This window comes from Kribbella orskensis, assembly GCF_004342085.1.
In the GTDB taxonomy this organism is placed as follows: Bacteria; Actinomycetota; Actinomycetes; order Propionibacteriales; family Kribbellaceae; genus Kribbella; species Kribbella orskensis.
Map to the genome: position 1 here is coordinate 24,059 of NZ_SLWM01000033.1, position 26,112 is coordinate 50,170.

Genomic DNA, 26,112 nt, shown 5'->3' on the forward strand with positions numbered 1-26,112 from the left:
GTGCGAGCCTGGGTATGTGCCTGACTTCAATGATCTGACGCTGCTGCCGTTCTGTGCCGGCCTCACGCTGCTCGGCCTGATCGCGTCCTGGGCCGCCTGGCGGCGCCGCGGACTCGCTTCGGGCGTGCGTGGCGTGGCCTGGTCGCTGCTCCCGGTCTCGCTGTACATGACCGGGCTGCTCGAGCTGCTCTGGGACGTGGTGAAGAGCGTCACGAGCTGGGTCACGCACCTGATCTTCTCCCCCACCGTGTGGGCGGGCGTGGCGCTGTTCGGCGTCTCGGTCGTGCTCTACGTGGTTTCCGGCGTGGCCAGGACGCGCCGTGGTGACGCCCCGGAGAAGGTGGCCAAGCCCAAGCAGGTCTCCGACGCCATCGGTGAGCTGACGGCGTCCGGTCCCCCGGCGGCCAGCGCGAAGCCCACGAAGCAGGCGAAGCCCGCCAAGGCCCCCAAGGCGGGTAAGAGCCAGGAATCGTCGGAGTTCGACGAGATCGAGGACATCCTGAAACGCCATGGAATCAACTGACCCCCTGACCAAGGGCACCCCTGGTACCGACCCCCTGAAGCACGACTCCCTGACGAACGACCCCCTGAAGCACGACCCCCTGACACACGATCCCCTGACGAACGGGCCGCTGGCGATCGACAAGTTGCTCGACCACGTCCAGGAGACGCCCGCACGGCTGGGCCGGACGCGGCTGATCAGCGTCGACGGGCCCGCCGGTTCCGGCAAGACCACCCTGGCCGACCGCATCGCCGCGCGTGCGGAGGCGCGCGGCCTGCACACGCTGGTGCTGCACATGGACGACCTGTACGAGGGGTGGGACGGCGCGATTCGCGGGTTCGGGCTGCTCCGGGACCACGTCCTGAAGCGGCTGGCCGACGGCCGCGAAGGCCGCTACCGCCGGTACGACTGGCACCGCGGCGCCTACGCCGAGCTCCACGTGGTCCCGGTCACCCTGGACCTGCTGATCGTCGAGGGCGTCACCTCGAACGACCGTGACGCCGACCCCTACCAGTCCCTGCGGATCTGGATCGAGACGAGCAACGAGGTCCGCCTGGACCGCGGTATCGACCGCGACGGCGAGGCTCTCCGTGACCACTGGCTGGAGTGGATGCGCTGGGAGCGCGACCACTTCGCCATCGAGAACAGCCGGCAGCGCGCCCACGTCATCGTCGACGGCGACCCCACCGCCCCGCACTCGACGGACACGGAACTGGTGACGAAGTCCGTCAACCTCACCCAGGACTCCGCCGCCTCCTAGCCGCGTTGTCTATCAGGTTTTCGTCGAGCGCCAGTGTGACGTTTGCCCTTGTGGACAACGGAAAACGGCGGGGTTGGTGACTTGGCGTGCACACTGGATTGCGCCTAGAATCGAAGACATGTTCGATGGCGATGTGCGGGAGCTGGATACGGCCGAGCTGCTCAGCTCGACCGCGGAGCATCACGCCGAACACCGGCGGCTCGAGGTCAGGCTCATCGTCCACGCTCTGCGGTACGCCGACCTTCACCATTCCACGACCCACGAGCGCGACGAAACACCTGGGAGTGAACGGGCGATCGTCCTCGGCGGAGCGGGCTGCCCATCGATCAGCGAGTTCGCCGCTGCTGAGTTCGGGGCCATGATGGACATGTCCGCCGGTGCCGCGGCGGCCTTCATCGGCCAGGCACTCGCCCTTCGCCACAGGTTGCCCCGAATCCTCGCGATGGTTCTGAACGAGGAGGCGACTCCTTGGAAGGCCCGGCAGATCGCCACTGCCTGCCTCGACCTGAGCGAGGAGGCCGCCGCCATCGTCGATCGGCGGGTTGCGGGGATCATCGATTCCGTCACCCCGCTTCGGTTGAAGAAGATCGTCAAGGCGGCGATCTGGCAGGCAGACGCCGCAGCAGCCGAGGCGGCCTCCCAGCAGAAGGCCCGCGAACGAGGTGTCTACATCGGTCGCTCGAACGACCATGGCAACAAGTCCGTCTGGATCCTGGCCGCGTCGGGCGATGTCATCCGTTTCGACGCCACTGTCGACGCGATCGCTGAAGCCCTGAAAGCCCTCGGCGACACCAGCTCTCTCCAAAGGCGCCGCGCCAAGGCCGTCGGTATCCTCGCTGACCCGACCTACGCCGCCGCCGTGCTCGCCCAAGCCTCCAGTCTCTCCGTGAGCACCCCGCCGCGCCCCGCCGCCCCGACTTCCAGAGATTTCGGAGGACCCGCGGAAGCAGAATCGCCTGCCGTTGATCCACCTGAGCCGGGCGTTGATGACGAAGCAGACCGAGACGCACCCCATCCAGGTCAAAGCGAGCTGCCTGATCCCCTGGACACGCCGGTCCGGACCCGACACGAAGCGTGCGAGGACTGCGACGATTCAGAGCCGGATCGAGCAGCGCAGCGCGCCCTGGCGGCGAGGCTTGCCCAGATCAAGCAGCAAGCCCACAGCAACACCATGCAGTCCGGCGGACGTTCACCGGGCCGGACAGAGGTTCTCGTCCACCTCACCGACCACACCCTCGCCACCGGCAGCGGAGTCTTGCGGGTCGAAGGCATCGGGCCGATGGTGGCCGGCCAACTGGGCGAATTGATCGGATACGGCCCGTACCTGGTGAGGCCGGTGATCGACCTCAACGACAAGGTCAGCGTCGACGCCTATGAGATTCCCGACCGCATTCGTGAGCGTGTTGCGCTGACCCACCCGGTCGAGCAGTTCCCGTTCGGGACAGCTGAGACGACCCGGCGGATCGACCTCGACCACATCGAGCCCTACGACCCGACCGGACCACCAGGGCAGACGAATTCCAGCAACCTGGCACCCCTGCGGCGATTCAGCCACCGGGTCAAGACCCACGGGCGCTGGTCGGTCCGGCGTCTCGACGATGGCGCACTGGAGTGGGCCAGCCCCCACGGGTTCAGGTTCCGGGTCGATCACACCGGCACTCGCCGCATCGACAAGCTGATGGCCGGCTCCACGAGCGGTGCGGGAGGATAGGCGGATGAGCCGACAGGTCTTGCCGTCAGGGGAGCAATGGACGATTCGTGCCGGGGAGTACCTCGGCACCGTGGTGAGCGTGGGAGGTGGGCTGCGCGGACTCTCGTACGGCGGGCGCGAGGTGCTCTTGGGCTACGGCGAGGACGAGCCGGCGCACGCGGGGATCGGGCAGCACCTGTTCCCGTGGCCGAACCGGATCACCGACGGCAAGTACACCTTCCGCGGGGTGGACCAGCAGCTCTACCTGACCGAGCCGGCCCGGCTGAACGCGATCCACGGGCTGACGCGCTGGGCGAACTGGGAGCAGGTGGACGACGGGACCGACGAATCCGTCGTCCACTTGGCGCACCACCTCCACGGCCAGCCGGGGTACCCGCACCAGCTGGACCTGAGCCTCGAATACCACCTGGAGGCCGAGGGCGGGTTGACCGTCACTGCCCGGGCGGTGAACGTCGGCGCCGGCGACGCGCCGTACGGGTATGGCTCCCACCCGTACCTGTCCGTCGGCCGGAAGATCGACGAGTGTGAGCTGGAGTTCACCGCGGCCGACTGGCTGGAGGTCACCCCGGATCGCTTGAGCCCGGTCGGACTCGCGGCGGTGGGCGGTTCGCAGTACGACTTCAGTCAGGCGAAGAAGCTGCAGGATCTCGATATCGACAACGCCTTCACCGGGCTGCCGGAGTCCTGGGAGGTGCGGCTGACCGATCCGGACAGCGGCAACAGCGCACGGCTGCGCAGTGACACCAGGTGGATGCAGCTCTACACGGGCAACGCGATCGGCCGGGTCGGGCTGGCCGTCGAGCCGATGACGTGTCCGCCGGACGCCTTCAAGACTGGCGACCACCTGGTCGTCCTGAAACCCGGCGACGAACACACCACCAGCTTCAACGTCAGCGTCTAGGCGGGCGTCTGGCCGGCGCCGTGGGAGCGGGCCAACGCGGCAAGCTCCTTGGCCGCGCGGCCCGCCCGGGCGCCTTCCGACGCCTGCACCGCGAGGATGCCGAGTCTGTTGCCCTCGGCATCGAACAGCTGCAGCCACGGGTCGCCCGCGCGGAACCGCAGCGCCTTCACATTGTCCCAGCCGTAGCGGTAGCTCTTGAACACGTTCCGGACCCGCAGCCCGTCGGCGTACGCCGTGACGCGGACGGTGGCCATCCGGTAGAGCAGCCAGAGGATGACACCGAAGAACGCCAGCAGCGTGATCCGCTGGAACGGCGTGAAGCTGTCCCGCGACTCCGCCGACAACCGGAACCAGATCACCCCGAACACGGCGACCAGGGACAGCCCCATCGCGGTCGACATCATCGCGACCATCCACGGGTGGAAGGTCCACTCCGCCCGCGGGGCCGCCGTGTCCTTCGAGGTCATCGTGGTCAGATCCGGCATGCGTGGATGTCCGTGGTGAGGATGGCCCGGCCGCCGATCTCCCAGAGCTGGTCCATGATCCGCTGTGCTTCGGCCCGGGGCACCATCACGCGGACGGCGACCCAGCCTTCCCGATGAAGCGGCGAGACCGTCGGCGACTCCAGGCCCGGCGCCACCGCGTTCGCGGCCTCGACCGCCTCGGCGCGGATGTCGTAGTCCATCATCACGTAGTTGCGGGCGACCAGGACGCCTTCCAGCCGGCGGACCAGTTGCTCGAGCCCGTTGGGCTGCAGGGTCACCGCGTGCCGCTTGATCAGCACGGCCTCGGACTTGAGGATCGGGTCGCCGAACACCTCGAGGCCCGCCTGGCGCAGCGTCGTACCGGTCTCGACGACGTCAGCGATCACGTCCGCGACGCCGAGCTGGACCGCGGACTCGACCGCGCCGTCCAGCTTCACCACGGACGCCTTGACGCCGTTCTCGGCCAGGTGGTCGCTGAGGATGCCGGCGAACGAGGTGGCGATCCGCTTGCCCTCGAGGTCCTTCACCGACCGGGCCACCCCGGGCCGGCCGGCGAACCGGAAGGTCGAGCCGCCGAAGCCGAGCTCGAGAATGGTCTCGGCGGCCGCGTGCGAGTCGAGCACCAGGTCGCGGCCGGAGATGCCGACGTCCAGGGTGCCCTCACCGACGTACACGGCGATGTCGCGGGGGCGCAGGTAGTAGAACTCGACGCCGTTGTCGGGGTCGGTCAGGGAAAGGTCCTTGGTGGTCCGGCGCTGCCGGTAACCGGCCTCGGCCAGGATCTCGGTGGCGGCCTCGCTCAGCGAGCCCTTGTTCGGTACTGCGACGCGCAGCATGAAACGGCCAATCTGTAGATGTGAACCGGGGGATCTGGAGGAGCTCCTACAGATGTCGGTACACGTCGTCGAGGCTCAGGCCGAGCGCATGCATCATCACCTGCGCGTGGTAGAGCAGCTGGCTCAGCTCCTCCGCGGCCCGTTCCTTGCCTTCGTGCTCGGCGGCCATCCAGGACTCGGCGGCCTCCTCGACCAGCTTCTTGCCGATCGAGTGCACACCGGCGTCGAGCGCGGCCACCGTGCCGGAGCCCTCCGGTCGGGTCAGCGCCTTCTCGCCCAGCTCGGCGAAGAGTTCGTCAAAGGTCTTCATCGCAGGCTCAGCCTAGAGGTCGGCCGGTCGCAGGTTGCGATCAGGTCTCGCTGTCCGGACTTCCCCGAGGCGGTGAGTGGGCGTCGACGTACCAGGCGTGACGCTCCGCGAGGAGCCGTTTCACCATCCCGAAGTCCATCCCGTCGGAGTCGGTGCGCAGGTGGAACGGCGGCGGGTAGAAACAGTCGCCGAGCAGCATCACGCCCGACTCGGGGTCGAGGACCACGAGCGAGTCCGGCGCGTGGTTCCCGCCGACATGCCGCAGTTGTACTCCGGTCGGCAAAGTCAGGGTGTCCTCGAAGGTCCGGTGCGGCACGATCACCTCGAACCCGTCCCAGCCCGGCATCGCCAGCGCGCGGGCGCGGAAGCTCGGACCGAGTCTCGGGTTCTCGGCGACCTGGTCTCTCAGGTACTGGTGGCTCCACGGGCGCTTCGCTTCCGCCTCGAGGAGGTCGACGGCCGCGGTGTGGGCGATGACCTCGACGTTCTCCCAGGCGGACGCTCCCCAGGTGTGGTCCCAGTGGTGGTGGGTGTAGACGAGGATCGTGGGCGCCGGGAGACCGGCTGCGGCGATCGCCTGCTGGACCTCGGTGGCGTGGACCGGGCTGTTGCCGGCGTCGACCAGGACGCTGCCGCGGTCGTCGGCGATCACCGCGACGGACGGGCGGACCGCTTCGGGGTCCGGGTCGTGCGGATAGAGCCAGACCCGGCCGCTGAGGTGCACCAACTCGACCATCTGCCCGACGATAGCTGGCATGCCATCGAGAGTTCGAGAACTGGGAGTCGTACCGGGTTCGCTGCCGACCGGTCCGCTGAACGCCATCACCGACGTGCCGGGGATCCGGGTCGGGCAGACGACGATCGACGACGGAGGTGACCTGCACACCGGGGTGACGGCGATCGTGCCGGACGGGTACGCCGCCGGGCTACCCGCGGCGATCGCGGTGGGGAACGGCTACGGGAAGCTGGTCGGCTCCACCCAGGTGGACGAGCTCGGCGTGCTGGAGACGCCGGTACTGCTGACCGGGACACTCTCGGTCTTCCGGGTCGCCGATGCGCTGCTGACCTGGCTGCTCGACCGCGACCCGACGGCGACGAGCCTCAACCCGGTCGTCGGCGAGACCAACGACGGCTTCCTCTCCGACATCCGCCGGCGTCCGATCACGCCCCAGCACGTCTTCGACGCCCTCGATTCAGCCTCCACCGACCTCCCCGCTGAAGGTTGCGTCGGAGCCGGCACCGGCACCAGCGCCCTTGGCTTCAAAGCCGGGATCGGCACGTCCTCCCGCGCGGTCACGGGCGGCACCGTCGGCGCCCTCGTCCAATCCAACTTCTCCGGCACCCTCACCGTCCTCGGCACTCCCATCCACCGAGATCCCGTCGCTGAACCCGAGGGCAACTCCTGCATGATCGTCGTAGCCACCGACCTCCCGCTGGACGCCCGCCAACTCGGCCGCCTGGCCAGACGTGCGATCTTCGCCATGGCCCGGGTCGGCTCCGACTACTCCCCTGGCAGCGGCGACTACGCCATCGCCTTCAGCACGGCCCGCACCGGCGAGGGCATGCAGGATCGCCTGCTGAGGAACGTCTTCCACGCCGTCACCGAGTCAACCGAGGAAGCCCTGCTGAACTCGGTGACGATGGCCCACACCGTCACCGGGTTCGGCGGCAACACGCAGTACGCCGTACCTCTCGAACTGGTCGCCGAGCGGGGTCAGGACTCGTAGAGGGCGACCAACGACCGGGCCAGCCGGCTGAGCTCGGCGCGGAGCTCCGGCGGGTCGAGCACCTCGAGACGATCGCCGTACCGGACGAGCTGCGTGGCCGCGTTGCCGATCGCCTCGATCGGTACTGCGACCGTGATGCTGCCGTCCTCGTCGGGCTCCGCCCCGGCGTCGGCGATCGCCTTCAGCAGCAGGGTGGACGACAGGTCGCTGAGCCGGGCCACCAGCGGCGCGGAGATCCGGACCACCGCCTCGCTCGTGAACCGCCGCTGCTCGAACTGGTCCAGGTGGTCCTGCCAGTGCCGGCCGAGGTCGAACCCGTCCGGCCTGGTGAACTCCTCGTCGGTCGGGGTCAGCTCGAGAATGTTCGAGACGCGATAGGTACGGAGTCCCCCGGGGGTGGCGGCGACGACGTACCAGGTGCCGTTCTTGAGCACGAGGCCGTACGGCTCGAGGATGCGCTCGACCTCGCGGGGCGCCTCCCAGCGCCGGTAGAGCACCTTGATCCGGCGGTCGTGCAGGACCGCCGCCGCGATCGCCGCGAGGTGCGGTGAGTCCTCGGCCTCGCGGTACCAGGCCGGCATGTCCAGGTGGAAGCGGTTCTTCAGCCGCCCGGCGCGGTCGCGTTGATCGGGGCCCAGCGCGGCCAGGAGCTTGAGTTCGGCCGCACTCGTCTGCTCGGTCAGGCCGAGTGCTGCGGCGGGACCAGGCATGCCGACCATGAAGAGCGCGGCCGCCTCTCCCTCGGTGAGCCCGGTCAGCTTCGTGCGGTATCCGTCGACCAGGCGGTATCCCCCGGCCCGGCCCTGGTCGGCGTATACGGGGACTCCGGCGGCGGCCAGCGCCTCGACATCGCGGTAGATCGTGCGGAGCGAGACCTCCAGCTCGGTCGCGAGTTCACGCGCGGTCAACTGCCTGCGGGTCTGCAGCAGGAGCAGGATCGACAGCAGGCGACTCGAACGCATGACTCGAGGCTACTCCGGAACACTGACATGACCTGTCAGGTATCCACGAGAAGGTCTGGTCATGACCACATTGACCAAGCTGACGAGCGACTTCGACTTCCTGACCGGACACTTCGACGTGGCCCATCGCGTGCTGCAGCCAACCGGTGAGTGGAAGGAGTTCACCGGGACCTGCACGGGCCGCACCCACTTCGACGGCGGCGTCAGCATCGACGAGGCGCGATTCGCCGGCGGGTACGGCCTGTCGCTCCGCCTGTACGACCCGGCCGATGAGAACTGGACCATCTACTGGGTCAACAGCAAGACGGGCAAGCTCCAGCCCCCGGTCCGCGGCAAGTGGACGGACGGCGTCGCCACGCTGTACGGCGAGGACGACCTCGGCGACCGGATGGTCCCGGTGCGGTTGCGCTGGTCCGACATCACCGAGGAGACCGCCCACTGGGAACAGGCGTACTCGTCCGACGGTGGGGAGACCTGGGAGACCAACTGGACGATGGATCTGACCCGGCGGACGACGGAACCGCCGCCGCTGGACCTCCCCAAGGTGACCGGCGACTTCGACTTCTTCGTCGGCTCCTGGGACGTACTCCACCGCCGCCTCGTGTCGCCGTTGACCGGTAGCGACGAATGGCGCGAGCAGTCGGGCAGCACCTCCGAGGCGTACACGCTCTTCAACGGCGCGATCTGCGTCGACGAGGTCACTCTCCCGGCCGACGGCGCGCACGGCATGACCGTCCGCCTGTACGACGTGGCTGCCGGGGCCTGGTCGATCTACTGGATCAGCAGCCGCCGGGGTGTGCTCGAACCGCCAGTACACGGCGGATTCGGTGCCGACGGCATCGGAGTACTGGAGGGTCCCGACGAGCACGAGGGCCGGCCGGTCGACGTCCGCTTCCGGTGGACCACGGGCGACGTACCGGTCTGGGAGCAGTTCTTCTCCGTCGACGACGGAGCGACCTGGGAGAGCAACTGGACGATGACCTTCACCCGGCAAGGAGAGTGACCATGACCACCTGGACCAAGGAAACCGGCGACTTCGACTTTCTCGACGGCCACTTCGACGTCCGGCACCGGACGCTGAACAAGGTGTTCGTCGGCAGCGACGACTGGCAGGAGTACGACGGCACCTGCAGCGCCCGGACCCACTTCGACGGCGCGATCAGCATCGACGAGATGCAGTTCCCGACCAAGGGGTCGTACGGGATGTCCGTCCGGCTGTTCGACCCGGTCGAGAAGCAGTGGACGATCTACTGGATCAGCAGCACCTCGATGGAGGTTCAGCCACCGGTGAAGGGCGGGTGGAAGGACGGCTCGTGCTGGCTGGTCGGCGAGGAGGTACTCGACGGCAAGCCCATCCTGGTCAGCTACTCCTGGTCGGACATCACCGACACGACCGCGCACTGGGAGCAGTCCTTCTCCGACGACGGCGGGGAGACCTGGGAGGTCAACTGGACGATGGACTTCACCCGGCGCGACACCGAGCCGCCGCAGGTGGACATCCCGAAGCCGACCAGCGACTTCGACTTCCTCGTCGGCGAGTGGGACATGGCGAACGAGCGTCGCAAGCCGGCCCTGGGCGAGCCGGCGGAGTGGTACGAGGTGCCCTCGAAGATGAAGGTCTACTCGTACTTCGACGGCGCGATCAGCTTCGACGAGGGCTGGTTCCCGACCGAGGGATTCCGGGGCGCGACGCTGCGGCTGTTCCACCCGGAGACGAAGACCTGGTCGATCCACTGGATCAACAGCCTGCGCGGCCGGCTCGAGACACCCGTGATCGGTTCGTTCGGCGCCGACGGCCTGGGCGTATTCGAAGGTCCGGACGAGTGGGAGGGCCAGCCGATCGACGTGCGCTTCCTCTGGACGCCCGGCGCGGATCAGGCCGCCTGGGAGCAGTCCTTCTCCACCGACGGCGGCCAGACCTGGCTCCCGAACTGGAAGATGACGCACACGCGGACCGCTTGACGCTTGCGTCCGAAGATCCGAGGACCCTGACCCTCAGTTCTTCGGACGCAACGCTTTTCAGAGGGCGCGGGTGGCCAGGAGGGTGGAGAGTGCGGCCTGCGCGGACTCGTAGCCCTTGTCCTCGCGGCTGTCGGGGAGCCCTGCACGGTCGAGGGCCTGTGGGTCGTTGTCGCAGGTCAGCAGGCCGAAGCCGACCGGTACTCCGGTCTCCACCGCGACCCGCATCAGGCCGTCGGTCGCCGCCTGGCAGACGTACTCGAAGTGCGGCGTGTCACCGCGGATCACCACGCCCAGCGCGACCACCACGTCGTACCCGCCCTTCGCCGCATGCAACGCGGCGACCGGCAGCTCGAAGGACCCGGGCACCCGGATCACCTTGTAGTCGGTGACACCTGAGTCCGCCAGCGCCCGCTCGGCCCCGGCGACCAGGGAGTCGGTCACCTTCGGGTGCCACTGGGCCGCGATGACCGCGACCCGGACTCCCTCGGCCCGCGGGATCTCGATGGTTGGTGCTCCACTGCCCGACATCAGCCGGCTCCGTTCTCGTCTGTGCCGGTGGGCAGGTGGTGGCCCATCCGGTCGCGCTTGGTCCGCAGGTACCGCAGGTTGTGTTCGGTCGGGTCGATCGAGATGCCCCGGCGCTCGACCACGTCGATGCCGTAGCCCTGTACTCCGGCCAGCTTGTCCGGGTTGTTGGTCAGCAGCTTCACCGAGGTGATCCCCAGGTCGGCCAGGATCTGCGCGCCGGTGCCGTAGTCGCGGGCGTCGGCGGGCAGCCCGAGGTCGAGGTTCGCGTCGACCGTGTCGCGGCCCGCGTCCTGGAGCTCGTAGGCCTGCAGCTTGTGCAGCAGGCCGATCCCCCGGCCCTCGTGGCCGCGCAGGTACACCACGACGCCGCCCTCGGCCGCGACCTGGCGCATCGCCTCGTCCAACTGCGGACCACAGTCGCACCGCAGAGAGCCGAAGGCGTCACCCGTCAGACATTCGGAGTGCAGCCGGACCAGCGTCGGGCCGTCCCCGATGTCGCCCCGGACCAGCGCGAGCTGCTCGGACCCGTCGACGGTGTTCCGGTAGCCGTGGGCAACGAAGTCGCCGTACCGGGTCGGCAGCGTGGTGGTCGCCACCCGCTTGATCTGGGTCTCGGTCCGTTGCCGATAGCGGATCAGGTCCGCGATCGAGACCAGGACCAGGCCGTGCTCGTCCGCAAAGGTCCGCAGGTCCTGCCCGCGCTTCATCGTGCCGTCGTCGTTCACCAGCTCGGAGATCACCGCGGCCGGCGTCAGCCCGGCGAGTCGCGCCAGGTCGATCGACGCCTCGGTGTGCCCCGGCCGGACCAGTACGCCGCCCTCCCGCCCGCGCAGCGGGAAGATGTGCCCGGGCTGGACCAGGTCGTACGGCTCGGAGGCGGAGTCGGCCAGCACCCGGATCGTCCGGGACCGGTCCGCCGCCGAGATCCCGGTCGAGATGCTGTCGCGGGCATCGACCGAGATCGTGTACGCCGTCCGCATCCGCTCCCGGTTGTGCGGAGTCATCAACGGGATGCCGAGCCTGTCGAGCTCGGCCGCCTCCATCGGGACGCAGACCACGCCGGAGCTGTAGCGGATCAGGAACGCGAGCAGCTCGGGCGTCGCCTTGGACGCGGCGAAGATCAGGTCGCCCTCGTTCTCGCGGTCCTCGTCGTCGACCACGATCACCGGGCGCCCGGCCCGGATCTCGTCGATCGCATGCTCGATCGTGTCGAGCTTCAGCAGCTCACCCATGTCAACCCACCACCACTGGTTCGGGAGTCGACGCTGCCGCCGCCTCGCGGTTCTGGATCCGCCACCAGGCGGCGAACCCGATCACACAGAACAACCCGTAGACGACGTACATCGCCGCGCTCGGGTAGAACTTCGCCTGCACCAGCAGCGGTACGCCGACGACGTCCACCGCGATCCAGATCAGCCAGAACTCGACGAAACCCCGCGCCATCCCGTAGGTGGCGAGGATCGAGCCGGTCAGGATCCACGCATCCCATTGCGGTCCCCACGAGCCCAGCGACTTCAGCACGGGGTACGCGATCGCGTAGAGGACCACGCCGACGCCGACCAGTTCCAGGCGCTCTCTCGTGGTCGCCCAGCGCGGGTTCACGCCGGTGGCGGCGCCTGCGTGGCGGGTCTGGTACCAGCGGTACCAGCCGTAGAGGCTGACCAGGACGAAGAAGACCTGCCGTCCGGCCTGGCCCCAGAGGTCCTTGTCCTGCGGGGTGTCGAAGACCCCGCCGACGAACACCGTGAACAGCAGGACGTTGCCGATGATGCCGACCGGCCAGGCCGCGACCAGGCGGCGCATGCCGAACAAGGCGCTGGCGAGACCGAACACGTTGCCGACGATCTCCCGGACCAGCACCGGCGAGCCGGCGATCGACACCTGCTCGTGCAGCAACCAGTCGAAGAAGCTCATTCCTTGCCTCCAGCGTCGTCCTGCGCGCCGGCGGTGAGCAGGCGCTCGACGTACTTCGCGATCACATCCACCTCGAGGTTGACGGTGTCGCCGATCTTGTTGCGGCCGAGCACGGTCAGCTCGAGCGTGGTGGGGATCAGGCTGATGCCGAACGTGCCGGTGCTGTCGTCCACGTCCGTCACGGTCAGGGACACCCCGTCGACCGCGATCGAGCCCTTCTCGGCGACGTACCGGAGGATCTCCGCCGGCGCCGCGATCCGGACGACCTCCCAGTGCTCGGCGGGCTCACGGCTGGCGATGGTGCCGACGCCGTCCACATGTCCCTGGACGATGTGACCGCCCAGCCGGGCGTGCGCGGCGACCGCGCGCTCGAGGTTGACCCGGGCGCCCTTCTCGGCGCTGCCCAGGCTGGTGCGCAGCAGCGTCTCGCGCATCACGTCGGCGGTGAAGGTGCCGTCGGCGGTCTCGATCACCGTCAGGCAGCAGCCGTTGACCGAGATCGAGTCGCCGTGGCCGGCGTCCGACGTCACCAGCGGCGCGTGGATCCGCAGCCGGGCGGCGTCGCCCTCCAGCAGGTCGAGAGCCTCGACCGTGCCCAGTTCTTCGACGATTCCGGTGAACATTCAGACCGTCCTTTGCGGTGATGGAGTTGTCAGCGGGGTCAGGGTCAGCCGGACGTCGTCGCCGAGGCGGGTGACGTCCGCAAGGGTGAAGCGCCTCAGATCGGCGATAGATTCCGCGCCCAGGTCGCCGATGGCGGAGAACCCCGAACCGAGGACCGCCGGAGCGACGTACGCGACGATCTGGTCGACCAGCCCGGCGCGCAGGAAGGCGGCGGCGAGGGTCGGGCCACCTTCGAGCCAGAGGTGCCGGATCTGGTGGTCGTCCAGTTGCCGGAGCACCTCGGCGGGGTCGTGCGTGGGAAGCAGCAGCGTCTCGGCCCGGTCGTTGCGGACCCGCGCGGTGGCCGGGATGTCGCGGTCGCCGACCACTACCCGGAGCGGCTGCCGCCCGACCGGCTGGTTCTCCGCGTCGCGGACGGTCAGCTCGGGATCATCGTCGAGCACGGTCTGGGTGCCGACCGCGATCGCGTCGCACTCGGCCCGCTTGCGGTGCACGTCGGCGCGCGCGAGCGGCCCGGTGATCCACCGGCTCGACCGGTCCGGGGCCGCGCTGCGTCCGTCCAGGGTGGTGGCGAACTTCCAGGTCACGAACGGCCGGCCGGTCCGGATCGAGTGCAGCCAGACGTGGTTGACCGCTTCGGCCTCGTCCTGGAGCACGCCCTGCTCGACCTGGATGTTCTTGTCGGCGAGCTTGTCGGCTCCGCCCGACGCCTGGCGGTTCGGGTCCGGTACGGCGTACACGACCCGGGCGACGCCCGCCTCGATCAGGGCGTCGGCACACGGACCGGTCCGGCCGGTGTGGTTGCACGGCTCCAGCGTGATGTACGCCGTACCGCCGCGGGCGCGGTCGCCGGCCATCCGCAAGGCCTCGACTTCGGCGTGCGGGCCTCCCGGGTAGGCGTGGAATCCCTCGCCGACCGGGTGTCCGTCGCGCCCGGTGATGACACAGCCGACGACAGGGTTCGGATGGGTGGTGCCGATGCCCAGGGCGGCGAGCTCGACGGCACGACGCATCCAGGCGATGTCGATCGGCGACGCGTTGTTCACTGACGGTCCCTCGTTGTCACGGACGCGCCCGGGGTCGTGACAACCGGCGCGCACCGCTCCAACGCGTTTGACCCGCTCGGCGCAGCCCTGAGGCCGCGTCGTCCGGACGCCGGAGCGCACCCGCCGATCGCGTGCGCCTCCCATCCGGACTTTCACCGTCGGTCCTGGAATTCCACCAGGTCAACCGGCCGCCGAACTGCAACGACCGGGTCGCGGACTATCACCGCCGGCTCGGAATTACACCGACCCCGGAGCACGCGAGTGGGTTCACTCGTGCTTCAAGTATGCCCCTCCCCCGAAACCCCACCACGACCTGGGTCACATCCTGGACTGGTCAGTCGAGGGGGGACATCCAGTCGGGGTTGCGGCCTAGGAGGGCCAGGAGGGTGGAGAGGTCGGAGGCGCCACCGGGGATTTTGACGCTGCGTTCGAAGGCGGCGCCGGGGCCTCGGGTGTCGTCGGTGTCGGGGATGCGGCGGGCCAGGCCGAGGGCCATCTCCACCATGTCGTCCGGCGGGTCGTACGGGACGTCGATCGCGCGGGCGACGTCCCAGGCGTGCACGACGCAGTCCAGCTGGTGGAAGGTCAGCGCGACCCGGCGCGGGAAGGTGCCGAACTCGCGCACCTCGATCGGCCGGTCCAGCGCTCCCCCGTCCGCGAACGCGTCCGCGACCCCCACGTTCGACCGCCGGTACGCGCCCGCGGGGTTGTCGCCGAGCCGCCCGCCGGTCCAGGTCTGCACCGGGGCCGAGCCGTCGATCGCCGCGGCGGCGAATCCCTCGTTCTCAGAGACGATGTGCCGCAGCAGGCCGCGCACCGTCCAGTCGGGACAGGGGGTGGGGAACCACAGGTGCTCAGGCCGCACCTGCATGATCACCTCGCCGAGTACCGCGCCGGCCCGCCGATCCAGATCCCGGATGTCCATCCGCTCTCCTCCTCGTCGTCCTGCCCTCGCCGAGCATAGGCCCGCAGCCGGGGCGCCGCCCGCTTTCCTGAAAAACGAGGTGAGTTCGTCCGTAGCGGGTGAGGGCTGCTGAGGGCGTACGTCCTACCGTTGGTTCGGGCTCGATCGGCCGTTCGCGGGAAGGATGCGTATGAGCGACGCTGCAAAGGTCAGGAGCCGGGCGGGTGGGGTGCTCGCGGCCACGTGCATCTCGACGCTCGTGGTGAACGCGAACACCTCGGCGGTCAGCATTCTCCTACCCGCCATCTCGGAAGACACCGGCACCTCGGTAGAGACGCTGCAGTGGGCGGTGACCGGCTACTCGCTGGTCGGTGCCGCGGTCATCGTCACCTCGGGCTCGCTGGGTGACGTCTTCGGCCGCAGGCGGGTCTTCCAGCTGGGCCTCCTGCTGTTCGTGGCGTCGTGCGTGATGATCGCGCTCGCCGGGTCCGGCGGGATGGTGATCGCCGGACGCGTGATCCAGGGCGCCGCCGGGGCGACCATCCTGGCGTGTGGCCTGAGCCTCCTGTCGGTCGCCAACGACGGAGCTGCCCAGTTGCGGGCGGTGTCCCTGTGGGGCGCGGCGGCGGCCGTCGGCGCGGCCGCCGGCCCGTTGCTGGGCGGCGTGCTCGTCGATGCCACCGGGTGGCAGGGGCTGTTCTGGATCGACGCCGCCGTGGCGTTGCTCTGCATGGTGCTGACCGCGGCGACCGTGAGCGAGTCGAGCGACCCGGATCGGCCGAGGACGATCGACTACGCGGGCACCGTGCTCATCGCGCTGACGCTGACGCCGCTCATCCTCGGGGTCTCCAAGAGCGGCGACTGGGGATGGCTCTCGGTGGCCACCCTGGGTTGCTTCGCGATCTCGATCGCGGCCGGGTACGCGTTCATCGCCGTCGAGCGGCGGGTCGCCGTACCGCTGCTGGACCTCGCGCTGCTGCGCAACCGCGTCCTGGTGGGCTCGACGATCGCGATTCTCATCGGTGCGGGCACGATCAACGGGCTGATGTACCTGCTCAGCTTGTACTTCCAGGATCCCGCCGCTCTGGACTTCAGCCCGTTCGAGGCAGGCCTGGCGACGTTGCCGGCGACCGTCGGGCTCGTCGTCGTGGCCCCGCTCGTGCCGCGTCTGGCGGCGAAGTTCGGCGGTCGGCAGACGATCGGCGTCGGGTTCGCCCTCACCACTCTCGGATTCGTCATCGTGGGCTTCGTGGGCGCTTCGTGGACGTACGCCGCGTTCGTGCTGCCGCTGGTTGCCATCGCGGTGGGCATGGGAATGTCCAACGGCCCAGCGTCGTCGGCGGCGACGGCGTCGGTACCGGAGAACGAGGTCGGTGGGGCCTCCGGCGTCTCCAACATGGCCCGGTACGTCGGCGCCGCGGTGGCCACCGCACTGGCCGCCACGATCTACGGCAGTGTGATCGCCAACCAGGCCGACGACGGCGCGTCGCAGAGTGACGCCCTGGCGTCCGGCCTGGCCGCGGCCTCGTGGATGATGGCGATCTTCAGCTTCCTCGGCGTCCTGATGGCCGTGGTGATTGCCCGCCACCGCGCGGCGACCGGTACGTTGAACGACGCCGCCGCAGCAGCCGCCGCCCACCTCCACACCCTGCCGACCTCGGCAACGGCCGGACGAGCCGACCCCGAGCAAGGTAAGGCCGACGCATCAGAGCGGAGGCCGGGGTGAGGTCGGTCGGGGCCTCCGGGTGTCCTTGTGGCCGCGGCGTCGGAACGGACCGACCATCCGTGGGCCCGCGAGCCGGGTCTCCAGTCGGCGCGCCTCACGCTTGACCGGCTGCGCGAGGTACTGACCGAGGATCACGCCGGCCGCGAGCGCGAGCGCGGTGGCGAGCGCGGAGGCCAGCTCGAGGACGCCGTCCTTGCCCTCCGCGAAGAGGGCGAGTCCCCGGTAGATGTCGAGTCCTGGCAGGAGCGGCACGACCGCGGGGACCACCACGACGAGCGCCGGGACCCGGAATCGACCTGCGACGAGGTAGCAGACTGCGCCGATGGTGACGGCGGCGACCGCCGATCCCCAGGTCCGGCCGACCTCAGAGCTGTCGACGGTCAGCAGGACCCCCTGTCCGAGCGCCGCTACCAGGGCCACCGCTATCAGGGAGCGCCGCGGTGCGTACGACGCGAATGCGAAGGCCGCGGCGGCCAGTGCGGCGCCGAAAACGGTGACCCCGGCCTCCGCCAGGCCGGCCGCACCGGGCTCGAAGCTGATCAGGCCCACTCCGAGCATGTCGCCGACGGTGAGTCCTGCACCCACCCCGGCGATGATGCCCGCCGTGTTCAGCACGGCGTCGATCAGCCGGGCACTGGCCGTGACCGGGAAGCCGTTCAGAGCGTCCTGGGTGGCACCCATCATGCCGACTCCCGCGAGGAGGATGACGATGCCCGTCGTGACGACGCGGGACGGGTTCACCGCGAGCTCCGTGGCCGAGGCGATGACCGCTATGAGCGTGGCCACGAAGCCCCCCGCCGCATGCTGGTAGAACGCCGGGATGCGGTGCAGGGGCAGGAGCAACTGGGTCCCGTCGATCGCACAGGCCGTCAGGAAGGCGAGCAGGCACACGATGGGGCTGCCGCCCAGGGTGAGCGCGATACCGGTTCCCATCACGCCCCAGCCGACGGTCACCGCCCAGCGGAGCCGGTGGTGGCCGGTGGACACGATCCGGGCGAGCTGGTCACCAGCCTCGCGTCGGGTGATGTCACCGGCGACGAGGCGGTTCACCATCTCGTCGACCTCGATCAGGTTCGCGTAGTCGACCGGGCGCCGGGTCACCCGGCGAACCTGAATGGCGGCGGGCTCATCGCTGGTGGGTTGGTGATGGAGGGTCAGGTCTACGAACGTCACGTCCGCGGTCACGTTGCGCACCCCGCAGGCTCGGGTCACCGCCAGCATGGTGACCGTGACATCAGCCGCCCCGGCCCCGGACGACAGGAGGACCTCGCCGATCCGCAGCGCCAGATCGAGCGTTTCGTAGACCTCGCGTCGCTCCGTCATGTCCCGTCCGATCACAACACCCAGAGTCACGCCGCGCGCGCCAGGCGCAAGACGGACGACACCGATCAGATGGCCATCGTCGAGCCTCAGACCCCCCTGGGTCATCGTCCGGCACGGGTGATTGGTCGGGCCCGAGCCCGGCGCCGCTGCGCTTTCCGGAGGATTGACCACACCCCGCCCCGGGCACCCAGTAGCCTGAGCGCATGCCCGGGACGCTCTACATCACAGGTGACAAGGCCGCGGACGGTCTGCTGAACGAAGATGGAACCGCCCTGCTGATCGGCATGCTGCTGGATCAGCAGGTGCCGATGGAGTGGGCGTTCGGCGGTCCGGCCAAGCTCAAGGAACGCCTCGGCCATCTCGACGCGAACAGGATCGCCGCGATGGGCGTCGAGGAGTTCGTCGCGGTCTGCGCGGAGAAGCCGTCGATCCACCGGTTCCCCGGTGCGATGGGCAAGCGGATCCACCAGGTCTGCACGGTGCTCGCCGACGAGTACGAGGGCCAGGCGGCGAACATCTGGAAGGGCGTCGACACCGGCGCCGAGTTGTACCGGCGGCTGCGCGCACTGCCCGGGTACGGCGAGGAGAAGTCGAAGATCTTCGTCGCCATCCTGGCCAAGACCCAGGGCGTCCGCCCGGAGGGCTGGCGGGAGGCGGCCGGCAAGTTCGGCGACGACATCCCGCGCTCGGTCGCGGACATCGACGGCCCCGAGTCCCTCGCCAAGGTCCGCGAGTGGAAGAAGGCCCAGAAGGCCGCCAAACGCGACAAGCAGGACAACGCCGTCGGCTGACCTCCGGGGGTCAAGCGCGGGCGGGGGTGCGGGTGCGCCAGAGGAGGTAGACGAAGTACGGGGCGCCGATCAGGGCGGTCAGCAGGCCGGCGGGGATCTGGGCCGGGGCCAGGACGGTGCGGCCCAGGCTGTCGGCGACGCTGACGAGGACCGCGCCGAGCAGGGCGGCGACCGGGAGCAGGCGGGCATGGCGCCCGCCGACCAGTGCCCGCGCCGCGTGCGGTGCGACCAGGCCGACGAAACCGACCACGCCGACGGCTGACACGGCCGCGGCCGTCATCAACGCGGAACCCACCAACGCGACCAACCGGGTCCGCTCGAGCCGTACTCCGAGGATGCGCGGCACGTCGTCGTCGAGGGACAGCAGGTCCAGCTCGCGGCGGGCCAGCACGATGACCGGCGTCAGCACCAGCAGCGCCGCGGCGACGGGGACGACCTGCGGCAGGGTCCGGCCGTAGGTGCTGCCGGACAGCCACGTCATCGCCGGGCTGAGGTTCCACGGATCGGTGTAGACGATGACGAAGGTGATGATCGCGGTCGTCGCCGACGAGACGCCGACCCCGATCAGCACCAGCCGGTCCGAACTGAGCCCACCCCTCCAGGAGACCAGATAGACCAGCGCGAAGGTGGCCAGTGCGGCGGTCGCGGCGACACCGGACAGCAGCCAGATACTCGCGGCCGGCACCACCATGAGCGTGATGACCGCACCGACGCCTGCCCCACCGGTGATGCCGAGAATGCCCGGCTCCGCCAGCGGATTGCGGCAAACGGCCTGCACGGTGGCACCGGCGATCGCGAGCGCCGCGCCGCACAGCACGGCCGACAGCACTCGCGGGACGCGCTGGTCGAGGACGTAGGTGATCGCCCGGCCGGAGCGGCCGTTGATCCAGTTCACGACGCCGGCCAGCCCCACTGACTCTCGCACGGGCTGAAGGTTAGCCTCACCTAACCAAACTCGTCAGCTTCACGATCGGTACCTGGACGGTGACAGATTCAGAGCGTCGCGGCGAGTCGGGTGCCCTGGTCGATGGCGCGTTTGGCGTCTAGTTCGGCGGCTATGTCGGCGCCGCCGATCAGGTGGACGGAGACGCCTGCGGTGCGGAGGTCGTCGGCCAGGTCGCGGACGGGTTCCTGGCCGGCGCAGATGACGACGGTGTCGACGGCGAGAGTGCGGGGCTTCTCGCGCTTCGGCCCGAAGGTGATGTGCAGGCCTTCGTCGTCGATGCGTTCGTAGTTCACCCCGCGCAACTGCTCGACCTGCTTGTTCTTCAGGGCCGCGCGATGCACCCAGCCGGTGGTCTTGCCGAGACCGGCGCCGATCTTGCCGGGCTTGCGCTGCAGCAGGAAGACCTGACGTGGCGAGGGCTCGGGCCGGGGTTTCGTGAGTGCGCCCGCCGCGAGCTGCGGATCCGTGACACCCCACTCCGCCTTCCACGCGGCGAGGTCGAGGGTCGGCGAGTCAGCCGTGGTCAGGAACTCGCTGACGTCGACGCCGATCCCACCTGCGCCGACCACCGCCACCCGGTCCCCGACGGGCCGCCCGAAGCGCACGACATCGACGTACGAGAGGACCTTCTCGTGGTCGATCCCGGGGATGGCCGGGATTCGCGGAACCACCCCGGTGGCGAGCACGACCTCGTCGAAACCGCGCAGGTCCTCGACGCTCGCGCGGCGGCCGAGGTGCACCTTGACGCCGGTGAGCTCGAGCCGGCGACCGTAGTACCGGATGGTCTCGGCGAACTCCTCCTTGCCGGGGATCCGCCGGGCGATGTCGAACTGCCCGCCGATCTCGTCGTCCGCCTCGAACAGCTCGACCTCGTGCCCCCGCTCGGCCGCGGTGACCGCTGCCGAGAGTCCGGCCGGCCCGGCGCCCACGACCGCGATCCTGCGCGTACGACGGGTCGGCAGCAGCACGAGCTCCGTCTCCCGGGCGGCCCGGGGATTCACCATGCAGCTGGCCTTGCGCTTGGCGAACACGTGATCCAGGCAGGCCTGGTTGCAGGCGATACAGACGTTGATCTCGTCGGCCCGGTCGGTGGTTGCCTTGAGCACCCACTCGGGATCCGCCAGGAACGGCCGGGCCATGCTGATCAGGTCCGCATCACCTCGGGCCAGCACCTCCTCGCCGACCTGCGGCAGGTTGATCCGGTTCGAGGTGACCACCGGGATCCGCACGTGCGGACGGAACGCGGCCGTGATCGAGGTGAACGCGGCCCGCGGCACCGACGTGACGATGGTCGGCACCCGGGCCTCGTGCCAGCCGATCCCGGTGTTGATGATCGACGCGCCGGCCTGCTCGATCTCCTTGCCCAGCGCAACGACCTCGGCCCAGTCCTGGCCGCCTTCGACCAGGTCCGCCATCGAGAGCCGGTAGATGATCAGGAAGTCCGGGCCGACGCGTTGCCGGATGCCCCGGACGATCTCGACCGCGAGGCGGCGCCGGTTCTCCGCGCTGCCACCCCAGCGATCCTTGCGCTTGTTCGTCCGCTCGGCCAGGAACTGGTTGATGAAGTACCCCTCGGACCCCATCACCTCGACGCCGTCGTAGCCGCCCTCGCGGGCCAGCGCGGCGCACTCGACGTACGCGTCGATCTGGCGGCGGACGCCACGGTCTGACAGCGCGCGTGGCTTGAAAGGGTTGATCGGTGCCTTCACTGCGGAGGCCGAGACGCTGAACGGGTGGTACGCGTACCGCCCGGCATGCAGGATCTGCAGCGCGATCAGACCGCCTTCCGCGTGCACGGCGTCGGTGACGACCCGGTGCTTGCGCGCCTGCCGGCGGCTGGTCAGCCGGGAGCCGAAGGGCGTCAGCCAGCCGGTCCGGTTCGGGGCGTAGCCGCCGGTGACGATCAGGCCGACCCCACCGCGGGCCCGCTCGGCGAAGTACGCGGCGAGCTTCGGCAGGTCCTTCGCCCGGTCCTCGAGGCCGGTGTGCATCGAGCCCATGATCACCCTGTTCCGGAGGGTGACGTGGCCGAGGTCCAGCGGTGCCAGCAGGTGCGGGTACTCGGTCATCGGGTGCGCTCCGATCGCGATGCCTCGGACGACTTGGTCGACGGGGACAGAGCTTGGAGGACTTCGTCGCACCAGGCCACGAAGGACTCCTCCGCGCGGATGCCGCCGCGCAGGACGAGGTACTGGTGGAGTTCCCGGCCGGTGAGCTCGCTCGGCTTGGGGAAGTCGCGGCGCTCGATGCCGCGGTAGACCTCGAGCCGGACCGAGTGCTCGCCGCGGTGCCGCTCCACCTCACGGAGTACCGCGTCGGTGTCGCCGAGGGAGGCGCCGCGGAGCTTCACGCCAAGACCGTCGCGGAGCACGGCAGGCTCGACCGGCTCGGCGAGCCAGCGGACCAACTCGTCGCGGCCGGCGTCGGACACCTCGTAGACCTTCTTGTCCGGCCTGCCGTCCTGTGCCACCTCGGTGTGGGTGACCCAACCGGCGTCGTCCATCCGGCGCAGTACCCGGTAGATCTGCTGGTGGGTCGCGGGCCAGAAGTACCCGATCGACCGGTCGAACCGCCGGGCCAGCTCGTAACCGGAGCCGGTCCGTTCGGTGAGCGAGACGAGGATCGCGTGCTCGAGGGCCATGAGCCCGAGGCTACCTATGCAACTCGTTGCACTGCAGCTGATTGCAAGCAGCGTCACACTGAAGGCGTTTACGAGGTAGGGAAGAATGTTGCAGACGCCATCTATCGCGGGAACGGACGAACCATGGACCAGCAGGCTCACCCGACCAGGACCACGCTGCCGGGCATCGGTGTCCGGTACGACCTGACCACCGACGGCGGCAAGCACGTCTCGGTGGTGGCGCACACGGACGGGCGGCGGTTCCTCGGTTTCCACGACCCCGATGACGACGACAACTGCCGCGCCTCGGTCCCGCTGACTCCGGCGGAGGCGTCCGCCCTGGGGCAACTGCTGACCCCGGCACCGATCGACCCGCTGCACAGCGACATCGAGATCGACCTGGTCACCGAGCAGATCCCGGTCACCGGCAGATCGCCGTACTCCGGCCGGACCCTCGGCGACACCCAGGTCCGCAGCCGGACCGGCGCGTCGATCGTCGCGGTACTGCGCCGCACCGGCGCGGTGCCGTCGCCGACGCCGGACTTCCGGTTCGCGATCGGCGACACCCTCGTGGTGGTCGGCACGCGCGAAGGCGTGGACGCCGCGGCAGACCTCATCACAGGAGGCTGAGATGCACGACACCACAGCCCTGCTCATCGAGCTCGGCGCGGTTCTGCTTGCCCTCGGCATCCTCGGCCGGATCGCCTGGCGGTTCGGCTTCTCCCCGATCCCGCTCTACCTGCTGGCCGGTCTGGCCTTCGGACACGGCGGTCTGCTGCCGTTGGCCGCTTCGGAGGAGTTCGTTGCCACCGGCGCCGAGATCGGCGTCATCCTGCTGCTCTTGCTGCTGGGTCTGGAGTACACCGCCGCCGATCTGGTCGGCACGCTGAAGACGCAGTACGTGTCGGGGGTGGTCGACTTCCTGCTGAACGCGTTGCCCGGTGCTATCGCCGCGCTGTTGCTCGGCTGGGGACCGGTCGCGGCCGTGGCCCTGGCCGGCGTCACCTGGATCTCGTCGTCCGGCGTGATCGCGAAGGTGCTCGGCGACCTCGGCCGGCTGGGTAACCGGGAGACGCCGGTGATCCTCGGCATCCTGGTGCTCGAGGACCTGTCGATGGCGGTCTACCTGCCGATCCTGACCACGTTGCTGGCGGGTGTCGGACTGGCCGGCGGCAGCATCACCGTGCTGGTCGCACTCGGCGCGGTGAGCATCGTGCTGTTCGTCGCCCTGCGCTACGGGCGGTTGATCAGCCGGGCGGTCTCCTCGGACAGCCCGGAGATGTTGCTGCTCGTCGTGCTGGGCATGACGCTGCTGGTCGCTGGGATCGCGCAGGCACTGCAGGTCTCCGCCGCGGTCGGCGCGTTCCTGGTCGGCATCGCCTTGTCCGGTGAGGTCGCGCACGGCGCCCGGAACCTGCTCAGCCCGCTGCGCGACCTGTTCGCCGCGGTGTTCTTCGTGTTCTTCGGGCTGAGCACCGATCCCGCCCAGATCCCACCAGTGCTTGGCATCGCGCTCGCCCTCGCCGTACTGACAGCCCTGACCAAGGTCGGCACCGGCTGGTACGCCGCCCGCCGTGCCGGCGTGGGTAAGGCGGGCCGTTGGCGCGCGGGTGGAACGCTGGTGGCGCGCGGCGAGTTCTCGATCGTGATCGCCGGCCTCGCAGTCGGGGTGGAACCACGCCTCGGCCCGCTGGCGACGGCGTACGTGCTGATCCTGGTCATCCTCGGCCCGCTCGCCGCCCGCTTCACCGAACCGATCGCCAAGAAGCTCACCACCCGGCGCAGCAAGTCCACCTCCGCATCAATCAGCGTGGGTGGTTAGCCCGCTGGTTGGCGGCGGCGAGGGTGACGGTCTGGTCGATCCGGCGCTGCCGGGTCTCGGGGCGCTTCGCGAGCGCGATCCACTCGAGGATGAGCCGCTTCGACGAGGGCGGGAACGCCTGGAAATGCTTGGCCGCCGCCTCGCACCGATCGAACTCGACCTGCAGATCGGCGGGGATCACGCCGTTCTGCGCCTCGGCGAGACAGTCCCAGGTGCCGGTCCGCCGGGCCAGGTCGATCAGTTCCTGACCCGGCTCCGCCATCAGGCCTTCGGCGAGCAGCCGCTCGACCCGGTCCCGGTTGACCTGGCTCCAGGTGCTGCGCGGGTTGCGCGGGGTGAAGGTCTGGTACGTGCTCTGTCCGTCGCGCCGGACTGTCTTGCTGTCGATCCACCCGAAGCACAGCGCGTGCTCGACCGCCTCGGCGAGATCGATGCCCTCGGCGCTGCCCTTGCGGTGGACGACCAGCCAGACCGACCGCTGGGTCTGACCGTTCAGCGCCAGCCACTCGCGCCACTCCTCGACGCTCGCCGGATGGAACGCCTCGGCGTCGGTGACGACCTGCGGGGTCTTGACCAGGGTGCTCATCTCGCGCTGCCTTCCGTCGATCCGCTCGTTCTTGAAAGACAGCATGCGCCCGATAAGTGCTCACCGAATGAGCACTTTCATCAAGAACTTCAGAAGAGCACGTCGGCGCGTTCGTGGTCGAGCAGCCGCTGCTTGCGGTCGAGGCCGCCGCCGTACCCCGTGAGGCTGCCGGTCGAGCCGACCACCCGGTGGCACGGGACGATGATGCTGACCGGGTTCTTCCCGTTCGCTAGCCCCACCGCCCGGGAGGCCCCGGGCACCAGACCGAGTGAGGCCGCGAGCTCCCCGTACGTCGTGGTCTCGCCGTACGGGATGTCCTGCAGGGCGGTCCACACCCGGTGCTGGAACGGCGTACCGGTCAGGGCGAGGGGGATGTCGAAGGTGGTGCGCTCGCCGGCGAAGTACTCCTTCAACTGCTGCACGACCTCGGGCAGCACCGAGTCGTCCCGGATGCCGAACGTCTCGAGTGGCGGCCGGTGGCGGTGCTCCTCCATATAGAGCCCGGCGAGCTCGCCCTGGTCTCTCGCGACCAGGGTGAGTCGCCCGAGCGGGCTGTCGATCACGGCGTACGTCATCGTCGGGCTTCCCACTGCGCCCGGGTGATGCGGTAGAGCACGTGCCGCTCGAGCCGGTGGCCGGGCTCCAGCTTCGGGTGGTCGAAGTCGCCGGCCTCGTCGTGCGTCATGCCGATGCGCTCCATCACCCGCTGGGACGGCTTGTTGCTGGTCGCGGTGAACGAGACGATCTCCTCCAGCCCGGCCGGACCGAAGCCGTCCGCCAGTGACGCGCGGGCCGCCTCGCTCGCATATCCGTTGCCCCAGGCATCCTTCGACAGACGCCAGCCGATCTCGACCGCCGGCATGAAGTGCGCCTCGAAGCTCGGCACCGACAGCCCGGTGAAGCCGATGAACCGGCCGGTGTCGAGCACCTCCAGCGCCCACAGCCCGAACCCGCGCTCCTCGATGGACGGCTTGATCCGGTCGATCAGCCCGTCGCTGGCCTCCCGGGTCATCGGCGCCGGGAAGTGTTCCATCACGGCCGGGTCCGCGTTCATCGCCGCGAACGGCTCGTAGTCGCTGTCCTGCCACTGACGCAGCAGCAGGCGGTCGGTCTTCAGCTCGGTCAT

General features: G+C 69.5%; 29 protein-coding genes and 1 riboswitch. Of the genes, 11 read left to right on the forward strand and 18 right to left on the reverse strand.

The annotated features are described in order from the left end of the window. Nucleotides 1-16 precede the first annotated feature (16 nt). The 4 genes from EV644_RS40665 to EV644_RS40680 all read left to right on the forward strand — a co-directional run bounded on the left by EV644_RS40665 (nucleotide 17) and on the right by EV644_RS40680 (nucleotide 3,874). The gene (locus tag EV644_RS40665; RefSeq protein ID WP_132196483.1) at nucleotides 17-523 is read left to right on the forward strand and encodes a hypothetical protein; all 507 of its coding nucleotides are present in this window, start codon (nucleotides 17-19) and stop codon (nucleotides 521-523) included. After that, entirely contained in the window at nucleotides 510-1,262 is a 753-nt protein-coding gene (locus tag EV644_RS40670) for a uridine kinase family protein (RefSeq protein WP_132196485.1), read from the forward strand. The genes EV644_RS40665 and EV644_RS40670 overlap by 14 nt, the downstream gene beginning before the upstream one ends. Before the next feature lie 118 nt (nucleotides 1,263-1,380). Then, nucleotides 1,381-2,973, forward strand: coding sequence for a hypothetical protein (locus tag EV644_RS40675; RefSeq protein WP_132196487.1), 1,593 nt, complete (start codon nucleotides 1,381-1,383; stop codon nucleotides 2,971-2,973). Between the two features lie 4 nt (nucleotides 2,974-2,977). After that, a complete protein-coding gene (locus tag EV644_RS40680) occupies nucleotides 2,978-3,874 on the forward strand; it encodes an aldose 1-epimerase family protein (RefSeq protein WP_132196489.1) in 897 nt (298 codons plus the stop codon). Here the strand turns inward: EV644_RS40680 and EV644_RS40685 are convergent. Genes EV644_RS40685 through EV644_RS40700 form a run of 4 tightly spaced genes read right to left on the reverse strand, consistent with a single transcriptional unit; the run spans nucleotide 3,871 to nucleotide 6,262 of the window. Beyond that, nucleotides 3,871-4,359, reverse strand: coding sequence for a PH domain-containing protein (locus EV644_RS40685; protein WP_241999380.1), 489 nt, complete (start codon nucleotides 4,357-4,359; stop codon nucleotides 3,871-3,873). The genes EV644_RS40680 and EV644_RS40685 overlap by 4 nt on opposite strands. Then, on the reverse strand, nucleotides 4,347-5,195 hold the full coding sequence (gene hisG / locus EV644_RS40690; RefSeq protein ID WP_132196491.1) for an ATP phosphoribosyltransferase: 849 nt from the start codon (nucleotides 5,193-5,195) through the stop codon (nucleotides 4,347-4,349). Before hisG ends, EV644_RS40685 begins: the two co-directional genes overlap by 13 nt. 46 nt (nucleotides 5,196-5,241) lie before the next feature. After that, nucleotides 5,242-5,505: a phosphoribosyl-ATP diphosphatase gene (locus EV644_RS40695; RefSeq protein ID WP_132196493.1), complete on the reverse strand. Its 264-nt coding sequence runs from the start codon at nucleotides 5,503-5,505 to the stop codon at nucleotides 5,242-5,244. A 40-nt stretch (nucleotides 5,506-5,545) separates the two neighbouring features. Beyond that, nucleotides 5,546-6,262: an MBL fold metallo-hydrolase gene (locus EV644_RS40700; RefSeq protein WP_241999381.1), complete on the reverse strand. Its 717-nt coding sequence runs from the start codon at nucleotides 6,260-6,262 to the stop codon at nucleotides 5,546-5,548. Between EV644_RS40700 and EV644_RS40705 the strand changes: the two genes are divergently transcribed. After that, a complete protein-coding gene (locus tag EV644_RS40705) occupies nucleotides 6,261-7,232 on the forward strand; it encodes a P1 family peptidase (RefSeq protein WP_132196495.1) in 972 nt (323 codons plus the stop codon). The two genes, EV644_RS40700 and EV644_RS40705, sit on opposite strands and share 2 nt — an antisense overlap. On the opposite strand, the gene EV644_RS40710 is transcribed toward EV644_RS40705, so the two are convergent. Next, complete coding sequence (locus EV644_RS40710) at nucleotides 7,220-8,194, reverse strand: helix-turn-helix transcriptional regulator (protein WP_132196497.1); 975 nt, start codon at nucleotides 8,192-8,194, stop codon at nucleotides 7,220-7,222. The two genes, EV644_RS40705 and EV644_RS40710, sit on opposite strands and share 13 nt — an antisense overlap. 61 nt (nucleotides 8,195-8,255) lie before the next feature. Between EV644_RS40710 and EV644_RS45770 the strand changes: the two genes are divergently transcribed. Further along, nucleotides 8,256-9,197, forward strand: coding sequence for a hypothetical protein (locus tag EV644_RS45770; RefSeq protein WP_199240308.1), 942 nt, complete (start codon nucleotides 8,256-8,258; stop codon nucleotides 9,195-9,197). Nucleotides 9,198-9,199: 2 nt separating this feature from the next. Next, nucleotides 9,200-10,156: a hypothetical protein gene (locus EV644_RS40720; protein ID WP_132196499.1), complete on the forward strand. Its 957-nt coding sequence runs from the start codon at nucleotides 9,200-9,202 to the stop codon at nucleotides 10,154-10,156. A gap of 57 nt (nucleotides 10,157-10,213) precedes the next feature. Here the strand turns inward: EV644_RS40720 and ribH are convergent, their stop codons facing one another. The 6 genes from ribH to EV644_RS40750 all read right to left on the reverse strand — a co-directional run bounded on the left by ribH (nucleotide 10,214) and on the right by EV644_RS40750 (nucleotide 15,193). After that, nucleotides 10,214-10,684, reverse strand: coding sequence for a 6,7-dimethyl-8-ribityllumazine synthase (ribH, locus tag EV644_RS40725; RefSeq protein ID WP_132196501.1), 471 nt, complete (start codon nucleotides 10,682-10,684; stop codon nucleotides 10,214-10,216). Next, entirely contained in the window at nucleotides 10,684-11,916 is a 1,233-nt protein-coding gene (locus EV644_RS40730; RefSeq protein WP_132196503.1) for a bifunctional 3,4-dihydroxy-2-butanone-4-phosphate synthase/GTP cyclohydrolase II, read from the reverse strand. Before EV644_RS40730 ends, ribH begins: the two co-directional genes overlap by 1 nt. A gap of 1 nt (nucleotide 11,917) precedes the next feature. After that, nucleotides 11,918-12,598, reverse strand: coding sequence for a nicotinamide riboside transporter PnuC (gene pnuC / locus EV644_RS40735; protein ID WP_132196505.1), 681 nt, complete (start codon nucleotides 12,596-12,598; stop codon nucleotides 11,918-11,920). Further along, nucleotides 12,595-13,221, reverse strand: coding sequence for a riboflavin synthase (locus tag EV644_RS40740; protein WP_132196507.1), 627 nt, complete (start codon nucleotides 13,219-13,221; stop codon nucleotides 12,595-12,597). The genes pnuC and EV644_RS40740 overlap by 4 nt, the downstream gene beginning before the upstream one ends. Beyond that, nucleotides 13,222-14,268: a bifunctional diaminohydroxyphosphoribosylaminopyrimidine deaminase/5-amino-6-(5-phosphoribosylamino)uracil reductase RibD gene (ribD, locus tag EV644_RS40745; RefSeq protein ID WP_199240309.1), complete on the reverse strand. Its 1,047-nt coding sequence runs from the start codon at nucleotides 14,266-14,268 to the stop codon at nucleotides 13,222-13,224. 128 nt (nucleotides 14,269-14,396) lie between these two features. Next, nucleotides 14,397-14,528, reverse strand: a riboswitch (FMN riboswitch). 74 nt (nucleotides 14,529-14,602) lie between these two features. Continuing rightward, nucleotides 14,603-15,193 (reverse strand): TIGR03086 family metal-binding protein, encoded by a 591-nt coding sequence (locus tag EV644_RS40750; RefSeq protein ID WP_132196509.1) that lies wholly within the window; start codon nucleotides 15,191-15,193, stop codon nucleotides 14,603-14,605. 169 nt (nucleotides 15,194-15,362) lie between these two features. Here EV644_RS40750 and EV644_RS40755 point away from each other — a divergent pair, with 169 nt between their 5' ends. Then, a complete protein-coding gene (locus EV644_RS40755) occupies nucleotides 15,363-16,898 on the forward strand; it encodes an MFS transporter (RefSeq protein ID WP_132196511.1) in 1,536 nt (511 codons plus the stop codon). Here EV644_RS40755 and EV644_RS40760 read toward each other — a convergent pair. Next, a complete protein-coding gene (locus EV644_RS40760) occupies nucleotides 16,878-18,221 on the reverse strand; it encodes a threonine/serine exporter family protein (RefSeq protein WP_158293084.1) in 1,344 nt (447 codons plus the stop codon). The genes EV644_RS40755 and EV644_RS40760 overlap by 21 nt on opposite strands. A 203-nt stretch (nucleotides 18,222-18,424) precedes the next feature. On the opposite strand from EV644_RS40760, the gene EV644_RS40765 reads away from it, so the two are divergent. Continuing rightward, complete coding sequence (locus EV644_RS40765; protein WP_132196515.1) at nucleotides 18,425-19,012, forward strand: HhH-GPD-type base excision DNA repair protein; 588 nt, start codon at nucleotides 18,425-18,427, stop codon at nucleotides 19,010-19,012. 10 nt (nucleotides 19,013-19,022) lie between these two features. On the opposite strand, the gene EV644_RS40770 is transcribed toward EV644_RS40765, so the two are convergent. From EV644_RS40770 to EV644_RS40780, 3 genes are all read right to left on the reverse strand, one after another. Beyond that, complete coding sequence (locus tag EV644_RS40770; protein ID WP_241999382.1) at nucleotides 19,023-19,937, reverse strand: iron chelate uptake ABC transporter family permease subunit; 915 nt, start codon at nucleotides 19,935-19,937, stop codon at nucleotides 19,023-19,025. A 68-nt stretch (nucleotides 19,938-20,005) separates the two neighbouring features. Continuing rightward, a complete protein-coding gene (locus tag EV644_RS40775) occupies nucleotides 20,006-22,027 on the reverse strand; it encodes an NADPH-dependent 2,4-dienoyl-CoA reductase (protein WP_132196517.1) in 2,022 nt (673 codons plus the stop codon). Then, entirely contained in the window at nucleotides 22,024-22,599 is a 576-nt protein-coding gene (locus EV644_RS40780) for a PadR family transcriptional regulator (RefSeq protein ID WP_132196519.1), read from the reverse strand. The genes EV644_RS40775 and EV644_RS40780 overlap by 4 nt, the downstream gene beginning before the upstream one ends. A gap of 123 nt (nucleotides 22,600-22,722) precedes the next feature. On the opposite strand from EV644_RS40780, the gene EV644_RS40785 reads away from it, so the two are divergent. Then, nucleotides 22,723-23,208, forward strand: coding sequence for a cation:proton antiporter regulatory subunit (locus EV644_RS40785; RefSeq protein WP_132196521.1), 486 nt, complete (start codon nucleotides 22,723-22,725; stop codon nucleotides 23,206-23,208). Between the two features lies 1 nt (nucleotide 23,209). After that, complete coding sequence (locus EV644_RS40790; protein WP_132196523.1) at nucleotides 23,210-24,400, forward strand: cation:proton antiporter; 1,191 nt, start codon at nucleotides 23,210-23,212, stop codon at nucleotides 24,398-24,400. Here the strand turns inward: EV644_RS40790 and EV644_RS40795 are convergent. From EV644_RS40795 to EV644_RS40805, 3 genes are read right to left on the reverse strand one after another with little or no spacing between them, the layout of a single operon-like run. Further along, nucleotides 24,384-25,031 carry a YdeI/OmpD-associated family protein gene (locus EV644_RS40795; protein ID WP_241999383.1) on the reverse strand — a complete coding sequence of 216 codons (648 nt, stop codon included), beginning with the start codon at nucleotides 25,029-25,031 and terminating at the stop codon, nucleotides 24,384-24,386. The genes EV644_RS40790 and EV644_RS40795 overlap by 17 nt on opposite strands. A gap of 44 nt (nucleotides 25,032-25,075) precedes the next feature. After that, nucleotides 25,076-25,561, reverse strand: a complete 486-nt coding sequence (locus EV644_RS40800; protein WP_132196525.1) for a methylated-DNA--[protein]-cysteine S-methyltransferase — start codon at nucleotides 25,559-25,561, stop codon at nucleotides 25,076-25,078. Further along, entirely contained in the window at nucleotides 25,558-26,112 is a 555-nt protein-coding gene (locus EV644_RS40805) for a GNAT family N-acetyltransferase (protein WP_132196527.1), read from the reverse strand. The genes EV644_RS40800 and EV644_RS40805 overlap by 4 nt, the downstream gene beginning before the upstream one ends.

Excerpts from the sequence above, each read along its gene's own strand:
- EV644_RS45770 (WP_199240308.1), top strand. The coding sequence starts at position 8,256 with ATGACCACATTGACCAAGCTGACGAGCGACTTCGACTTCCTGACCGGA.
- EV644_RS40780 (WP_132196519.1), bottom strand. The coding sequence starts at position 22,599 with ATGGCCCTCGAGCACGCGATCCTCGTCTCGCTCACCGAACGGACCGGC.
- EV644_RS40790 (WP_132196523.1), top strand. The coding sequence starts at position 23,210 with ATGCACGACACCACAGCCCTGCTCATCGAGCTCGGCGCGGTTCTGCTT.
- EV644_RS40705 (WP_132196495.1), top strand. The coding sequence starts at position 6,261 with ATGCCATCGAGAGTTCGAGAACTGGGAGTCGTACCGGGTTCGCTGCCG.
- EV644_RS40775 (WP_132196517.1), bottom strand. The coding sequence starts at position 22,027 with ATGACCGAGTACCCGCACCTGCTGGCACCGCTGGACCTCGGCCACGTC.
- pnuC (WP_132196505.1), bottom strand. The coding sequence starts at position 12,598 with ATGAGCTTCTTCGACTGGTTGCTGCACGAGCAGGTGTCGATCGCCGGC.
- EV644_RS40695 (WP_132196493.1), bottom strand. The coding sequence starts at position 5,505 with ATGAAGACCTTTGACGAACTCTTCGCCGAGCTGGGCGAGAAGGCGCTG.
- EV644_RS40675 (WP_132196487.1), top strand. The coding sequence starts at position 1,381 with ATGTTCGATGGCGATGTGCGGGAGCTGGATACGGCCGAGCTGCTCAGC.
- EV644_RS40805 (WP_132196527.1), bottom strand. The coding sequence starts at position 26,112 with ATGACCGAGCTGAAGACCGACCGCCTGCTGCTGCGTCAGTGGCAGGAC.
- EV644_RS40740 (WP_132196507.1), bottom strand. The coding sequence starts at position 13,221 with ATGTTCACCGGAATCGTCGAAGAACTGGGCACGGTCGAGGCTCTCGAC.
- EV644_RS40750 (WP_132196509.1), bottom strand. The coding sequence starts at position 15,193 with ATGGACATCCGGGATCTGGATCGGCGGGCCGGCGCGGTACTCGGCGAG.
- EV644_RS40795 (WP_241999383.1), bottom strand. The coding sequence starts at position 25,031 with ATGCTGTCTTTCAAGAACGAGCGGATCGACGGAAGGCAGCGCGAGATG.
- EV644_RS40785 (WP_132196521.1), top strand. The coding sequence starts at position 22,723 with ATGGACCAGCAGGCTCACCCGACCAGGACCACGCTGCCGGGCATCGGT.
- ribH (WP_132196501.1), bottom strand. The coding sequence starts at position 10,684 with ATGTCGGGCAGTGGAGCACCAACCATCGAGATCCCGCGGGCCGAGGGA.
- hisG (WP_132196491.1), bottom strand. The coding sequence starts at position 5,195 with ATGCTGCGCGTCGCAGTACCGAACAAGGGCTCGCTGAGCGAGGCCGCC.
- EV644_RS40730 (WP_132196503.1), bottom strand. The coding sequence starts at position 11,916 with ATGGGTGAGCTGCTGAAGCTCGACACGATCGAGCATGCGATCGACGAG.
- EV644_RS40685 (WP_241999380.1), bottom strand. The coding sequence starts at position 4,359 with ATGCCGGATCTGACCACGATGACCTCGAAGGACACGGCGGCCCCGCGG.
- EV644_RS40760 (WP_158293084.1), bottom strand. The coding sequence starts at position 18,221 with ATGACGGAGCGACGCGAGGTCTACGAAACGCTCGATCTGGCGCTGCGG.
- EV644_RS40765 (WP_132196515.1), top strand. The coding sequence starts at position 18,425 with ATGCCCGGGACGCTCTACATCACAGGTGACAAGGCCGCGGACGGTCTG.
- EV644_RS40755 (WP_132196511.1), top strand. The coding sequence starts at position 15,363 with ATGAGCGACGCTGCAAAGGTCAGGAGCCGGGCGGGTGGGGTGCTCGCG.
- EV644_RS40800 (WP_132196525.1), bottom strand. The coding sequence starts at position 25,561 with ATGACGTACGCCGTGATCGACAGCCCGCTCGGGCGACTCACCCTGGTC.
- EV644_RS40670 (WP_132196485.1), top strand. The coding sequence starts at position 510 with ATGGAATCAACTGACCCCCTGACCAAGGGCACCCCTGGTACCGACCCC.
- EV644_RS40710 (WP_132196497.1), bottom strand. The coding sequence starts at position 8,194 with ATGCGTTCGAGTCGCCTGCTGTCGATCCTGCTCCTGCTGCAGACCCGC.
- EV644_RS40680 (WP_132196489.1), top strand. The coding sequence starts at position 2,978 with ATGAGCCGACAGGTCTTGCCGTCAGGGGAGCAATGGACGATTCGTGCC.
- EV644_RS40700 (WP_241999381.1), bottom strand. The coding sequence starts at position 6,262 with ATGCCAGCTATCGTCGGGCAGATGGTCGAGTTGGTGCACCTCAGCGGC.
- EV644_RS40720 (WP_132196499.1), top strand. The coding sequence starts at position 9,200 with ATGACCACCTGGACCAAGGAAACCGGCGACTTCGACTTTCTCGACGGC.